Here is a 13641-nt window from a genome sequence, read left to right on the forward strand (position 1 = left end):
CGAAAGGAATCCTATTCCACGGTGACCGATTTGGCGAGATTGCGCGGCTGATCGACATCCGTGCCCATGAACACGGCCGTATGATAGGCAAGCAATTGAATCGGCAGCGAGAATATGATCGGCGCGATGATCTCGTCGACGACGGGCAAGGTGATCGTCGCCATGGTCGGCAATGTCGATGCGGCAGCGCCAATTTCATCCGTGATGAAGATGATTCGACCGCCACGAGCCGCAACTTCCTGCATGTTGGAAACGGTCTTGTCGAAGAAGCGGTCATGCGGAGCGATGACGATAACGGGCATGTTCTCGTCGATCAGTGCAATCGGCCCATGCTTCAATTCGCCAGCCGCATAGCCTTCAGCGTGGATATAGGAGATTTCCTTCAGCTTCAGCGCGCCTTCCATGGCGAGCGGGAAGCTGGTGCCGCGGCCGAGATAGAGCACATCCTTGAATTTCGAGATCTCGCGCGACAGGCTTTCCATCTGCGGCTGGATGATATTCAGGACATTCGCCATGATGCGCGGCATCTCGACAAGATGGCGCACCATTTCCTGTTCATTTTCGGCGCTGATGGTACCTCGAGCGACGCCGGCTCCAATCGCCAGCGAGGCGAGAACGGCAAGCTGGCAGGTGAAAGCCTTCGTCGAGGCGACACCGATTTCCGGGCCGGCCAGGATTGGAAACACGGCATCGGATTCGCGCGCGATGGTCGATTCCCTGACGTTGACCACGGCACCGATCTTCAAGCCGTTGTCCCGACAGTAGCGGAGCGAAGCCAAGGTATCCGCGGTTTCGCCGGATTGAGAAATGAATAGGGCGGCCTGCGACGGCAACAGTGGCATTTCGCGATAGCGGAACTCGGAGGCGACATCGATTTCGACCGGCAGGCGCGCATAGCGCTCGAACCAATATTTACCCACAAGGCCGGCGAGATAGGCCGTACCGCAGGCTGATATGGCGAGGCCGGAAACACCGCCGAAATCGATGGCCGAAACATCCGGGCGCACGCGATGGCTGGCGAAATCGACATAGTGACTGAGCGCGTGGGAAATGACTTCCGGTTGCTCGTAGATTTCCTTTTCCATGAAGTGACGATGATTGCCCTTGTCGACCACATAGGCGGTTGCCTGCGAAATCTGCCGCGGCCTAGTCACTTCATTGCCGTTGAAATCGAGAATGGTCGCGCCGGCATGGGTGACGATGGCGCAGTCGCCGTCGACGAGATAGCTGATCTCATTGGTGAAGGGCGCAAGGGCGATCGCATCCGAACCGAGGAACATCTCGCCCTTGCCGTAACCCACGGCAAGCGGCGGGCCAGAACGCGCCGCCATCAACGTGTCAGGATCGTTCTGGAACATAACGGCCAATGCGTAAGCGCCGGTCACGCGGTTCAGCATTTTCAGCATGGCTGTACGTGCGTCCAAGCCCTCGCGGACATATTTGGCCAGAAGATGGGCGACAACTTCCGTATCCGTCTGCGAGGCAAATTCCTGCCCTTCGGCCTTCAGCTCTTCTCGCAGCTCCGAGAAGTTTTCGATGATGCCGTTATGGACGACGGCAACGCCTTCCACGAAATGCGGGTGGGCATTGATTTCATTCGGAACACCGTGAGTTGCCCAGCGCGTGTGTGCAATGCCCGTCGTGCCGGGCAGAGGATCCGTCTCCAGCCGCTTCTCCAGATTGAAGAGCTTTCCTTCCGCGCGGCGGCGATCCATCACGCCGTCATGGATCGTCGCGACTCCAGCCGAATCATAGCCGCGGTACTCGAGCCGCCGCAGCGCGTCCACCAAACGCTCCGCCACAGGCTTCGTTCCGACGATCCCAACAATACCGCACATACAGCTCTCCGTCTGGCCTCAGATATGAAGGCAAGTCCTAATCATTCCTGCAATTTTCTCAATTGTCACAACGGTCACTTTCGATTTCCGACCGTTACGTCAACGCGCGAGAGTTTAGTGGCCGCCCTTTTTCGCTGCCTTGATGGCAAGGGCTCGCTCGCGGATCACCTTGGCCCGCTCCGGCTTTACTTCCTGGCGAGCCCGGCCGAAGGCCAGCGCATCGGCCGGAACATCCTCGGTGATGACACTGCCGGAAGCAATATATGCGCCGTCGCCGATATGGATGGGCGCAACCAGCGACGAATTGGAACCGACGAAAGCGTTGGCGCCGATATGCGTTTCATGCTTGTTAACGCCGTCATAATTGCAAGTGATCGTACCCGCGCCGATATTGCTGCCTGCTCCGATCGTCGCATCACCGATATAGGTCAGATGATTGACTTTGGCGCCCTCGCCAATCTTGCCGTTCTTGACCTCGCAGAAATTGCCGACCTTGGCGCCACCGGCGAGATCGGCCCCCGGGCGCAGCCTCGCAAAGGGGCCGACCGTAGCACCCGCACTGACATGGGCGCCCTCGATGTGCGAGAAGGCATGAATGACTGCGCCTCCCTCGATGACCGCGCCCGGACCGAAGACAACATTCGGCTCGATCAGCGCATCCTGGCCGATCACGGTGTCATAGGCGAGGAAAACGGTTTCCGGCGCTATCATGGTCACGCCCAACAGCATCACCTCATGCCGGCGGCGCTCCTGCCAGAGGCGCTCGATGAAGGCAAGTTCGGCGCGGTTGTTGCAGCCGGTCATCTCGACTTCGGGCGCATCGACGGCAACGGCGCGTCCGCCAAGCGAGCGGGCGATCTCGACGAGATCGGTGAGGTAATATTCGCCCTTGGCATTGTTGTTGCCGATGCGGTCGAGAAGCTCCAGCGCCTTGCGGCCGTTGATCGCCATCAGCCCGCTATTGCACCATTTTATCGCGAGTTCGGCATCGGTTGCATCCTTGGCTTCTCGAATGGCGATCAGCTCGCCATCCTTGACCAGCAATCGGCCATAGGCGTTGGGATGTTCCGTATGAAATCCGATGACGACGATGTCGTTACCATCGGCCAGTCCCTGGCGGGCAGCACGAAGCGGCACATCGGTCAGCAGAGGGACGTCTCCGTAGGCAACGATAATATCGTCATATCCGCGAGCAATCGCCTCGCGCGCCGCCAGCACGGCATGGCCCGTGCCGAGACGTTCCTTCTGAAGATAGGATTCGATGGTGATGCCGCCGATCGACGCTGCGGTACTAACCTCATCCGCATTGCGCCCGACAACCAGAGCAGCCGCCGAAATCCCGGTCTTGGAGATCGCATCCATGACATGGGCGATCATCGGGCGCCCGGCAATCGGATGCAGGACCTTCGACATCGATGACTTCATGCGGGTACTGTCGCCGGCGGCGAGGATGATGGCGAGGCAGCTGCGTTCCATTTCAGGCTCCGAGATATACGGTCAGGCGTCGGCACAGGCCGAGTGACTCCCCTCATATCAACAAGTCGAGCGATGAACTACGGCGAAATTCAAGGCGACCTCAGGCCTCGGCAAGAGCCTCGAAAGCTTCGAGGACATGCTGACGCCCATCGATGATCACGAATTCCATCGCCTTATGGGCAGCAAGGCCGTCCCGTGCCGCTATCGCGTCCACTATGGCCATATGCGTATCAGCAATATTGGCGAAGCCATTGGTTGACGGCGGCGCGCTCATGCGAAACATGCCAACCAGTGCGGCTTTGATAAGCCCACCCAGCGATCGCATGAACGGATTTTGCGAAGCCTCAGTAATTGCCAAGTGGAAATGCAAATCGGCGACTGCGAGGCTATCGGAAGTATGGTGCGGCGCCGCCATGGCGGCTGCAAGATTGCGAAGCAGTTCGATATTCTCTCGGCTGGCCCTTTTCGCCACCAGACTCGCGGCGAAAGGCTCAAACGCCATGCGTATATCGTAAAGATGAAGAAGAAATTCCTTGTTGACGCCGCTCTCGAAATGCCAATTGAGCACTTCATTATCGAACATGTTCCAATGGATCTTCTCGGTCACGCGCGTCCCGACGCGCGCGCGCGGCACCACCAGCCCCTTTGCCGCCAATGTCTTCATGCTTTCACGCAGGACGGTGCGGGATACCTTGAACCGTTGCAGAAGCTCGCTGTCACCGGGAAGAATGCTTCCGATCGGAAATGCACCCGAGACGATCGCCTTACCCAACTCATCGACCACTTGAGCGTGGCTCGTGCGCGATTTTCCCTCGGATTTTCCGGTCTCAAGCATTCGGTTTCGCAAGAGCTCTGTCCCTCCCTCAGACATATCGTCGGTTTAAGCGGGAAAGCAGCAGAAGTCCCTTCTGCATCAGAATAAAGGCAAACAGCAACAAGCCTATCAGTATCTTCGTCCACCAACTGGAAAGCGTTCCATCGAAGGTGATGTAGGTCTGAATCAAGCCCTGTATGAGAATTCCGATGAGTGTTCCTCCGACGAATCCCGCTCCTCCCGTCAGCAGTGTTCCCCCTATGACCACGGCAGCGATCGCATCGAGTTCGACACCGACCGTGGCAAGCGAGTATCCGGCAGATGTATAGATAGAAAAAACGATTCCGGATAGGCCAGCAAGAAATCCAGAAAGGGCATAGATCTGGATCGTCGTCTTGCCGACAGGCACGCCCATCAGCACCGCCGTTTGAGCGCCGCCACCGAGAGCATAGACATTGGCGCCGAAGCGAGTGCGTTGCGCCAGCACAATCCCGCCGGCAAAGACGAGCAGCATGAGACCGCCGATCAAAGTCAGCCGGCCGCCGCCGGGCATCAGCCAATAGAGATCGTTGAGCTGAGAGTAGAAATCATGCTCGATCGGAATGCTGTCGATCGACAACACGAAGGCGATGCCCCGCGCCAGAAACATGCCGGCCAGCGTCACGATGAAAGGCGGCATGCTGAGATAGTGAATGATGGCGCCCATGCCGGCGCCAAAAATCGTCGTGATGACAAGAACAAGAACGAACGCGATCAACGGGTGGATCGCCGTATCGCGCAGAATGACGGCCAGGAAAACACCGGTAAAGGCAATGATCGAGCCGATGGACAGGTCGATGCCGCCCGAGATGATGACGAAGGTCATGCCTACGGCGGCAATTCCCAAAAATGCGTTATCAGTCAACAGGTTGCCCATCACCCGCGTCGACAGCATGTTCGGATACTGCGTCACGCAGGCGATATAGGCCAGAATGAAGATGAGGATCGTTGCAAGCAGCGGAAGATATTTCGAATTCACTTTGCCTGCTCCTTTTGCACCATCTGCCCCTCGTCTCGGCGACGCCAGAAGAATGACGTGGCGGATTGAACCGCCGGAGACTGGATGACCAGAATGACGATGACGATAATCGCCTTGATCACCAGATTGAATTCCGGCGGAAAGCCGGAGAGCAGGATGCCTGTATTGACCGATTGAATGATCATTGCGCCGATCAGCGAACCGACGATGCTGAAACGACCGCCGAGCAGCGAATTGCCGCCAACCACGACCGCAAGGATCGCATCCAGCTCAAGCCACAGACCGGCATTATTGGCGTCCGCACCCTTAATGTCGGCCGTAACGATGATACCCGCGATGGAGGCACAAAGGCCGCTCAATGCGTAAACCGCAATCAGCAGGACCGGGGTCCGGATACCGGACAAGGTGCTTGCCCGGCGATTGATGCCGATGGCTTCGACCAACATTCCAAGAGCCGTGCGCCGGACCAAAGCGATCACCAAAAGCGCAGCGACAAGCCAGATCACCACCGGCATCGGCAGGGCAACGAACGAGCCGCTGCCAAGAAAGATCAGTCCGTCATTGTTGAAGGTGAGGATCGCGCCCTCAGTGATCAATTGCGCAATGCCGCGGCCGGCCACCATCAGCACCAGCGTTGCGATGATCGGCTGGATATCGAGTACGGCGACGAGGAAACCGTTCCAGAGCCCGCATGCCAGACCGACGCCGATCGTCAACAGCAGCGTATAGGAAAGCGAGTAGCCGGCAACGATCGAGGACGCCGCAACAGCACCGCAGATCGCGATGACCGCGCCGACGGACAGATCGATGCCTTTCGTGGCGATGACCAGCGTCATGCCAATGGCAAGCAGCGCTACCGGCGCACCACGATTGAGTACGTCCACCAAGCTCCCGTAGAGCCTTCCATTCTGAACTTCCAGATGAAAGAAATGCGGGAACATTATGAAATTCAAGAGAAGAATAACCGCGAGTGCAATGAGCTGAGGCATCAGCCGAAGCAAGGAGGTTTTGATTGGCGAGCTCATGCGTCCTCCCGCGTCCTTTGAGCCGTGGCGATGGCCTCGACGATATTTCCGGCTGTGATCTCACTTCCGGCCAACTCGGCAATATGTTCGCGGTCACGCAGGACGATGACGCGCGAACTATAGGCGACAAGCTCCTCAAGTTCGGATGAAATGACCACCAGGGACATTCCCTGCCGGCAAAGATCCTCGATCAATCGGATGATTTCCGCATGAGCACCGACATCGATGCCGCGCGTCGGCTCATCCAGGATGAGGAAGCTTGGATTGGTCGCCAGCCATCGCGCAAGGATTGCCTTCTGCTGGTTACCGCCTGAAAGGAGCCTGATCGGCTTTTCGCGGTCGGTCGTGCGGATATCCAGCGCCTTGATATAGCGATCGGCGATGGCGTTCTGCTCGCTGCGCGGCAAAGGCCTTGCCCAGCCCCGCCTTGCCTGTAGCGCCATGACGATATTTTCGCGAATGGAGAGATCACCGATGATCCCATCGGTCTTGCGGTCTTCCGGGCAAAAGCCGAAGCCGCTCTTGATCGCGGCGCGCGGACTGGAAAGCGCAATGGGCTTGCCTTCGATTTTCGCCTCGCCGCTGTCGGCGCGCTCGACGCCGAAGAGCACTTCGGCGGTCTCCGTCCGCCCTGAGCCAAGCAGGCCCGCAATGCCCACAACTTCGCCGACGCGCACCTCCATGTCGAACGGCTTGACCTTGCCGCGTTTGCCGAAGTTCGTGAAATGATATCTGACCGGGCCGCTTTCCGTCTCGCTCTGCTTTATAGTGCCTTCAGCCTCGGCGAGTTCGCGGCCGAGCATCATGGCGATTAGAGTCTGCCGCGGAAGACCGTGCGCATCGCGCGTGCCGACCAGGCGGCCGTTGCGGAGAACGGTGATGCGATCGCAGATTTCGTAAACCTGTTCCAGGAAATGCGTAATGAAGACAATTCCCAGCCCGCGCTGCTTCAATCGCCTGACGATGCCGAACAGCATCTCGACTTCATGCGTATCCAGGCTCGCAGTGGGCTCATCGAGAATGAGCACCTTGCCGGAGAGATCGACCGCGCGGGCGATGGCGATCACCTGCTGAATGGCGACCGAAAAGCGATCGAGCTGGCGGCTGACATCGATATCCAGGCCATATTGTGACAGCAGATCTCTGGCCATCTTATTCATGACGCGGCTGCTGACCATCCCGAACCGTCGCGGCTGGCGGCCCAGAAACAGGTTTTCCGCGACACTCAGATTGGGCAGCAGGTTCACTTCCTGGTAGACGGTTCCAATACCGAGCTTCTGAGCGACAAGCGTATCATGCGGATCGATCTCCGCCCCATCGAGCACCAGAGAGCCCGCATCGCGACGATAAGCGCCGGTCATGCATTTGATCAGGGTCGATTTTCCGGCACCGTTCTCGCCGAGAAGCGCATGGACCTCGCCGCGCATCAATGTGAAATCGACATGATCGAGAGCGGTCGAACCGGGGAAATATTTACAAAAACCTGTCGCCGTCAGAAGTCGCTCTACGTCGTGAGCCATGAAGCGCGAATTTCCTTGGAATGAATCAAATTGCGAAAGCGATAGCCGGCGCATTCCGTGGGTGCGCCGGCATCTTGCACAAGATATCGCACCGGCGCGGCATTGCCGATCCGGTGCGATGGGCTTTCGTCTTAGTAGCCGAGGTCCTTCTTCTGCTCGTAGACCTTCTGCGGATCATCCGCCTGGGTATAGAGCTTGGATTCCGTCTGGATCCACTTCGGCGGCTCTTTCTTGGTCTTCAAATACGCATCGAGCGCGTCGAAGGCAGGACCTGCCATGTTCGGCGTCAGCTCAACGGTTGCGTTCGCCTCACCGGCAGCCATGGCCTTGAAGAGATCCGGAACCGAATCGATCGACACGGTCAGGATGTCCTTGCCCGGCTTCAGGCCAGCTTCCTTGATCGCCTGAATAGCGCCGACGGCCATATCGTCGTTATGGGCGTAGAGCGCGCAGATATCCTTGCCGCCGTTTTCAGCCTTCAGGAAGCTTTCCATGACTTCCTTGCCCTTGGCGCGGGTGAAATCGCCGGTCTGGCTACGAACGATCTTCAGGTTGTCGTGACCCTTGATGGCTTCCTCGAAGCCCTTCTTGCGGGCGATGGCCGGCGAGGAGCCCGTCGTGCCCTGCAGCTCGACGATGTTGCACTTCTTGTCGCCGACCGTCTTTACAAGCCAGTCACCGGCGACCTTGCCTTCATGAACCAGGTCGGACGTGACAGCTGTCAGATAAAGGTCCTTCGGTGCAGCAACCGTGCGGTCAAGCAGAATGACCGGGATCTTGGCTTCCTTGGCTTCCTTCAGGACAGCATCCCAGCCGGTTTCGACGACCGGTGCCAGCAGGATCGCATCAACGCCTTGCGCGATGAAGGACCGGATCGCCTTGATCTGGTTTTCCTGCTTCTGCTGCGCGTCGGCGAACTTCAGATCGATGCCGCGCTTCTTGGCTTCCTGCTTCGTCAGCGTCGTTTCGGCCGCACGCCAACCAGACTCCGAACCGATTTGCGAGAATCCGACGACCAGGTCTTTAGCCGATGCCGATGTGAACATGCAGGCAGCCAGCATCGTCGCACTGATCAGTGCAGTCTTCAACTTCATGATTTCCTCCCAAAGGCCATTTCCTCAGGCCAAGGTTTAAAAATCATATAGTAATACTTTTGTAAATCATCATTCGATGTTGCAACGCAACAAAAAGGGGCGTTTTGAACGCCCCTTTTCAACTTAAACTATTTCTTCTGCTTACTTAGAAGCCGGCAGCTTGTCGTCCACGCCTTCGATGTAGAAGTTCATGCCGAGCAACGTCCCGTCATCGGCCTTTTCGCCGGCCTTGAGCCAGGGCGTACCGTCCTGTTTGTTGATCGGGCCGGTGAAGGGAGCAAGCTCGCCTGACTTGATCTTGGCTTCGGTTTCCTGAGCCATCTTCTTCACGTCGTCGGGCATATTCGTATAGTCGCCCATCTTCAGGATGCCGTCCTTCAGGCCGTCCCAGCTCTGCTCGGACTTCCACGTGCCATCGAGCAGCGCATGAACGCGCTTGGAGTAGTAGTTACCCCAGGTGTCGATGATCGCCGTCAACTGCGCCTTCGGGCCAGCCTTGATCATGTCGGAAGCCTGACCGAAAGCATGGATGCCGCGCTCTTCAGCCACCTGCATCGGCGCCGTCGTATCGGTGTGCTGCGTCAGGATATCGACACCCTGGTCGACCATGGCCTTGGCTGCATCGGCTTCCTTGCCCGGGTCGAACCAGGTGTTGACCCATACGACCTTCAGCTTGAAGCTCGGATCAATCGAACGGGCGCCCTGTTCGAAGGAGTTGATACCCATCACCACTTCCGGAATCGGGAAAGACGCGATGTAGGCGGCGCCATGGTTCTTCGACATCTTGGCGGCGATCTGGCCGAGGATATAGCGGCCTTCATAGAAGCGCGAGTTGTAGGTTGCGAGATTCGGGCCGCTCTTGAAGCCGGTCGCATGTTCGAACTTCACCTTCGGGAACTTGGCGGCAACCTTGACGGTCGCATCCATGAAGCCGAAGGAAGTCGAGAAGATCAGCGAGCAGCCGGAACGGGCAAGACGCTCGATGGCGCGCTCGGCATCCGGGCCTTCCGGTACGTTTTCGAGATAGGGCGTCTCGATCTTGTTGCCGAATTCCTTCTGGATCTGCTGACGGCCGAGATCGTGCGCCTGCGAATAGCCGCCGTCCGTGTGCGAACCGACATAGACGAAGCAGACCTTGGTCGGTGCCGCTTCAGCGGCGGCAGCGAAACCAACGATGGCAGCGGCTGTCGTTGTGAGGGCGAGTGCTAGTTTTTTCATGGTTACCCCTACTGGTTTGACATGTTTTGCAGAAATCGGTCCGGCTGTTGCAATCAGCGCTCCGGAACGAAGGCTTTGCCGAGCGACGCTGGCGTGTTGATCAAGGTCGCGCGGCGATTTTGAGAGATGATGACGAGAACCACAATAGTCGATGCATAGGGCAGCATCGACAGGAATTGCGAGGGTATGCCGACGCCGAAGCCCTGCGCGTGGAATTGCAGGATCGTCACGGCGCCAAAGAGATAACCGCCGGCCAGCACGCGCATCGGCCGCCAGGAGGCGAAGACCACGAGCGCCAAGGTCACCCAACCGCGACCGGCCGACATGTTCTCGACCCATTGCGGGGTGTAGACCAGCGACAGCTGAGCGCCTGCAAGCCCCGCGCAGGCACCGCCGAACATGACGGCGAGATAACGGGTGCGGATGACGTCGATGCCGAGAGCATGGGCCGAGCCATGGCTATCGCCGACGGCGCGCAGCTTCAGGCCGGCACGGCTGTGGAAGAGGAACCAGTTGACGCCGGCGAGCAGCGTGATCGACAGATAGAAGGTCAGGTCCTGCCTAAAAAGTACCGGACCGAGGAACGGTATGTCCGACAGCAGCGGAAATACGATTTCATGCAGCTGCACGCCCGGCACGCTGACATAGCCTTCGCCGATCATGCCCGAAAGGCCGAGCCCAAGGATGGTCAGCGCCAGGCCGGTCGCGACCTGGTTCGTAACCAACGTCAGCGTGAGAAAACCAAACAGCAGCGAGAAGAGCGCGCCCCCGACGATGCCGGTCAGCAGGCCGACATAAGGCGATCCGCTTATCTGCGCTCCAACAAAAGCGGCGACCGCACCGATGATCATCATGCCTTCGACACCGAGGTTGAGGACACCGGAGCGTTCCACCACCAGTTCACCCAGGCCGGCAATGACGAGCGGCGTCGACGCGGTGATGATGGTGAGCAGGATGGCTTCAAACACACTCATGCCGCACCTCCACGGACCCGCGACCAAACCACACGGATTTTGTAATAGATCAGTGTGTCGCAGGAGAGCACGAAGAACAAAAGCAAGCCCTGGAAGACGCTGGCCGCCTTGGCTGATATCCCCGGCGACAATTGCGCGGCTTCGCCGCCGAGATAGGTCAGCGCCAGCACCAGACCGGAAAGAATGGCTCCGAGCGGATTAAGGCGCGCAAGGAAGGCGACGATGATGGCGGTGAAACCGTAACCCGGCGAAATCGCCGGCTGCAGATGGCCGATGGAGCCGGAAACTTCAGATATACCTGCCAGTCCCGAGAGTGCGCCGGAGACAAGGAAGGCGAACCAGACCATTTTCCGCGAGGAAAAACCGGCAAAGCGCCCTGCCCGCGCCGACTGTCCGAGCACGCTTATCTCAAAGCCTTTCAGCGTATATTTCATAATGAACCAGGCAAGGATCGCCGCGACCACGGCGAAGACGATGCCCCAATGCGCACGCCCGGAGTCCTCCCAGATCGCCGGTAAAACCGCTTCTGGCGGAAAGTCGATGCTCTGCGGAAAGTTATGGCCCTGCGGATCGCGCCATGGCCCGCGCGACAGCCAATCGAGGAAGAGCTGAGCGATATAGACAAGCATCAGGCTCGTCAGAATCTCGTTGGTATTGAAATGCGCCTTCAAGAGCGCCGGAATGGCGGCATAGAGCGCGCCGCCGACGGCGCCGGCGATCAGCATCAAAGGCAGGATCACGGGCGAGTGCCAATCGGTGAAGACGATCGGGATGAATGATCCGGCGATCGCGCCCATGGTGAATTGCCCTTCGGCGCCGATATTCCAGTTGTTGGAGCGATAGCAGAGGCAAAGGCCGACGGCGATCAGGATCAGCGGTCCGGCCTTAATCGCCAGTTCGTGCAGCGACCAGACCTCCAGCAGAGGTTCGACGAAGAATGCATCGAGCGCCTCGACGGGATCCTTGCCCATGACGGCGAACATGATGGTGCCGGCGATCAACGCCAATGCGAGAGCAAGCAAGGGCGATAGCAAGCCGAACAGCTTGGAGACCTGCGGGCGCTTTTCAAGTTCAATGCGCATGTGCAGGCTCCGAATGCGTCTTCGATTCATGCAGACCGCCCATCAGCAGTCCGATCTTTTCGCGCGTCAGCTCACCGGCCGGATAGGACGGCGACAGCCGTCCTTCCGAGATGACGGCAATATCGGTCGCGACTTCGAAAATCTCATCCAGATCCTGGCTGATAACGAGCACGGCTGAGCCGTCGCGGGCGAGATCGACCAGTGCCTGGCGGATGCGGCTTGCGGCGCCGGCGTCAACGCCCCAGGTCGGTTGATTGACGACGAGCACGCTCGGCTGGCGATCCAGCTCACGGCCGACGATGAACTTCTGCAGATTGCCGCCGGACAACGCGCCGGCAGCCGGATCCTCGCCGCTCTTGCGGACATCCATCGCCTCGCAGATGCGCTTCGTCGCCTGCTTGACCGCGCCGTGCCTGATGACATTGAAGAAGCCACCACTCAGGAACGACTTGCGATCCGACTGATGCCGGGCAAGCACGAGGTTATCCGACAACTTCAACGTCGATACCGCAGCATGACCGTGGCGTTCCTCGGGCACGAAGCCAGCGCCGATCAGCCGGCGCGCATTAATGCCCTTGGTGCCGACGGACTTGCCGCGAAGCTGGACTCGATCATCCGCGGGGACGGTGTATTCGCCGGAAATGACATCGAACAATTCGCCCTGGCCGTTACCGGCAACGCCGGCAATCGCCAATATCTCACCGGCCCGTACACGCAGGGAAACGTCCTTCAGCGCTATGGCAAACGGGGTTCTCGCCGGTGCCGAAAGGCCTGCGATCTCCAAGAGAATATCGCCCTTGTTGCCAAGCCCCTCGTGCTGCACGCTGGCGACATCGCTGCCGACCATCATGCGGGCAAGCGAACCGGTCGTTTCCTGCCTGGGATCGCAGGCGCCTGTAACCTTGCCGTGACGCAGGACGGTGGCGCGCGAGCAGATGCGCTGCACTTCCTCCAGCCGGTGGCTGATATAAAGCACCGAGCGCCCTTCGTCCCTCAGCTTGAATAGCGTTTCGAACAGTCGATCGGCTTCCTGCGGCGTCAAAACGGAGGTGGGCTCGTCGAGAATGATCAGTTTAGGGTTTTGCAGGAGAGCCCGAACGATCTCGATGCGCTGGCGTTCACCGACGGACAGATCGGCCACATGCGCATTCGGATCGAGCGGCAAGCCATAGGCGTGAGAGAGCTTCGCGGCTTCCTCGGAAATTTTTGCGAGCGGGATGTTGCTGTCGAGCGAGAGCGCTATATTTTCCGCGACCGTCAGCGCCTCGAACAAAGAAAAATGCTGAAAGACCATGCCGATGCCGAGCTTGCGCGCTGTGCCCGGCGCATCGATCGCCACAGGCTGCCCCTGCCAGACGATCTGCCCATGCGACGGTTCGAGCACGCCGAACAACATCTTGACGAGCGTCGATTTGCCTGCGCCGTTTTCTCCGAGGAGAGCGTGAATTTCTCCCGGCTGGATTTCAAGATCGATTTCGTTGCAAGCAGTAAAACTGCCAAACAGTTTCGTCAGTTTGCGAACCGACAATAGTGCGCCGGTTGCCGGCGCATCGGATGACGACACGTTCCCCTCATTTCCTTC

11 protein-coding genes are annotated in these 13641 nt (G+C 58.7%); all 11 read right to left on the minus strand.

Annotated features, from left to right (window positions below; all coding sequences use genetic code 11):
- Window positions 1-11: 11 nt before the first annotated feature.
- Window positions 12-1838, minus strand: coding sequence for a glutamine--fructose-6-phosphate transaminase (isomerizing) (gene glmS / locus FHT85_RS23345; protein WP_112400642.1), 1827 nt, complete (start codon window positions 1836-1838; stop codon window positions 12-14).
- Between the two features lie 114 nt (window positions 1839-1952).
- On the minus strand, window positions 1953-3314 hold the full coding sequence (gene glmU, locus FHT85_RS23350) for a bifunctional UDP-N-acetylglucosamine diphosphorylase/glucosamine-1-phosphate N-acetyltransferase GlmU (RefSeq protein ID WP_112338371.1): 1362 nt from the start codon (window positions 3312-3314) through the stop codon (window positions 1953-1955).
- 100 nt (window positions 3315-3414) lie between these two features.
- Window positions 3415-4149, minus strand: a complete 735-nt coding sequence (locus FHT85_RS23355; RefSeq protein WP_405047962.1) for a FadR/GntR family transcriptional regulator — start codon at window positions 4147-4149, stop codon at window positions 3415-3417.
- A 28-nt stretch (window positions 4150-4177) separates the two neighbouring features.
- Window positions 4178-5146, minus strand: a complete 969-nt coding sequence (gene yjfF / locus FHT85_RS23360) for a galactofuranose ABC transporter, permease protein YjfF (protein ID WP_112338369.1) — start codon at window positions 5144-5146, stop codon at window positions 4178-4180.
- Window positions 5143-6171, minus strand: a complete 1029-nt coding sequence (locus tag FHT85_RS23365) for an ABC transporter permease (protein WP_112338368.1) — start codon at window positions 6169-6171, stop codon at window positions 5143-5145. Before FHT85_RS23365 ends, yjfF begins: the two co-directional genes overlap by 4 nt.
- A complete protein-coding gene (ytfR, locus tag FHT85_RS23370; protein WP_112412128.1) occupies window positions 6168-7691 on the minus strand; it encodes a galactofuranose ABC transporter, ATP-binding protein YtfR in 1524 nt (507 codons plus the stop codon). The genes FHT85_RS23365 and ytfR overlap by 4 nt, the downstream gene beginning before the upstream one ends.
- Before the next feature lie 131 nt (window positions 7692-7822).
- Window positions 7823-8785: a galactofuranose ABC transporter, galactofuranose-binding protein YtfQ gene (gene ytfQ / locus FHT85_RS23375; protein WP_112338366.1), complete on the minus strand. Its 963-nt coding sequence runs from the start codon at window positions 8783-8785 to the stop codon at window positions 7823-7825.
- 141 nt (window positions 8786-8926) lie between these two features.
- Complete coding sequence (locus FHT85_RS23380) at window positions 8927-10003, minus strand: BMP family ABC transporter substrate-binding protein (RefSeq protein ID WP_112400646.1); 1077 nt, start codon at window positions 10001-10003, stop codon at window positions 8927-8929.
- Window positions 10004-10056: 53 nt separating this feature from the next.
- A complete protein-coding gene (locus FHT85_RS23385; RefSeq protein ID WP_112412127.1) occupies window positions 10057-10977 on the minus strand; it encodes an ABC transporter permease in 921 nt (306 codons plus the stop codon).
- A complete protein-coding gene (locus tag FHT85_RS23390) occupies window positions 10974-12059 on the minus strand; it encodes an ABC transporter permease (RefSeq protein ID WP_112338363.1) in 1086 nt (361 codons plus the stop codon). Before FHT85_RS23390 ends, FHT85_RS23385 begins: the two co-directional genes overlap by 4 nt.
- On the minus strand, window positions 12049-13623 hold the full coding sequence (locus FHT85_RS23395; RefSeq protein ID WP_112412126.1) for an ABC transporter ATP-binding protein: 1575 nt from the start codon (window positions 13621-13623) through the stop codon (window positions 12049-12051). Before FHT85_RS23395 ends, FHT85_RS23390 begins: the two co-directional genes overlap by 11 nt.
- Window positions 13624-13641: the final 18 nt, after the last annotated feature.

The organism is Rhizobium sp. BK312 (genome assembly GCF_014193605.1).
GTDB lineage: Bacteria > Pseudomonadota > Alphaproteobacteria > Rhizobiales > Rhizobiaceae > Rhizobium.

Coding starts and splice junctions, on each gene's coding strand:
- glmS (WP_112400642.1), bottom strand. CDS start 1,838: ATGTGCGGTATTGTTGGGATCGTCGGAACGAAGCCTGTGGCGGAGCGT.
- glmU (WP_112338371.1), bottom strand. CDS start 3,314: ATGGAACGCAGCTGCCTCGCCATCATCCTCGCCGCCGGCGACAGTACC.
- FHT85_RS23355 (WP_405047962.1), bottom strand. CDS start 4,149: ATGCTTGAGACCGGAAAATCCGAGGGAAAATCGCGCACGAGCCACGCT.
- FHT85_RS23365 (WP_112338368.1), bottom strand. CDS start 6,171: ATGAGCTCGCCAATCAAAACCTCCTTGCTTCGGCTGATGCCTCAGCTC.
- ytfR (WP_112412128.1), bottom strand. CDS start 7,691: ATGGCTCACGACGTAGAGCGACTTCTGACGGCGACAGGTTTTTGTAAA.
- ytfQ (WP_112338366.1), bottom strand. CDS start 8,785: ATGAAGTTGAAGACTGCACTGATCAGTGCGACGATGCTGGCTGCCTGC.
- FHT85_RS23380 (WP_112400646.1), bottom strand. CDS start 10,003: ATGAAAAAACTAGCACTCGCCCTCACAACGACAGCCGCTGCCATCGTT.
- FHT85_RS23385 (WP_112412127.1), bottom strand. CDS start 10,977: ATGAGTGTGTTTGAAGCCATCCTGCTCACCATCATCACCGCGTCGACG.
- FHT85_RS23390 (WP_112338363.1), bottom strand. CDS start 12,059: ATGCGCATTGAACTTGAAAAGCGCCCGCAGGTCTCCAAGCTGTTCGGC.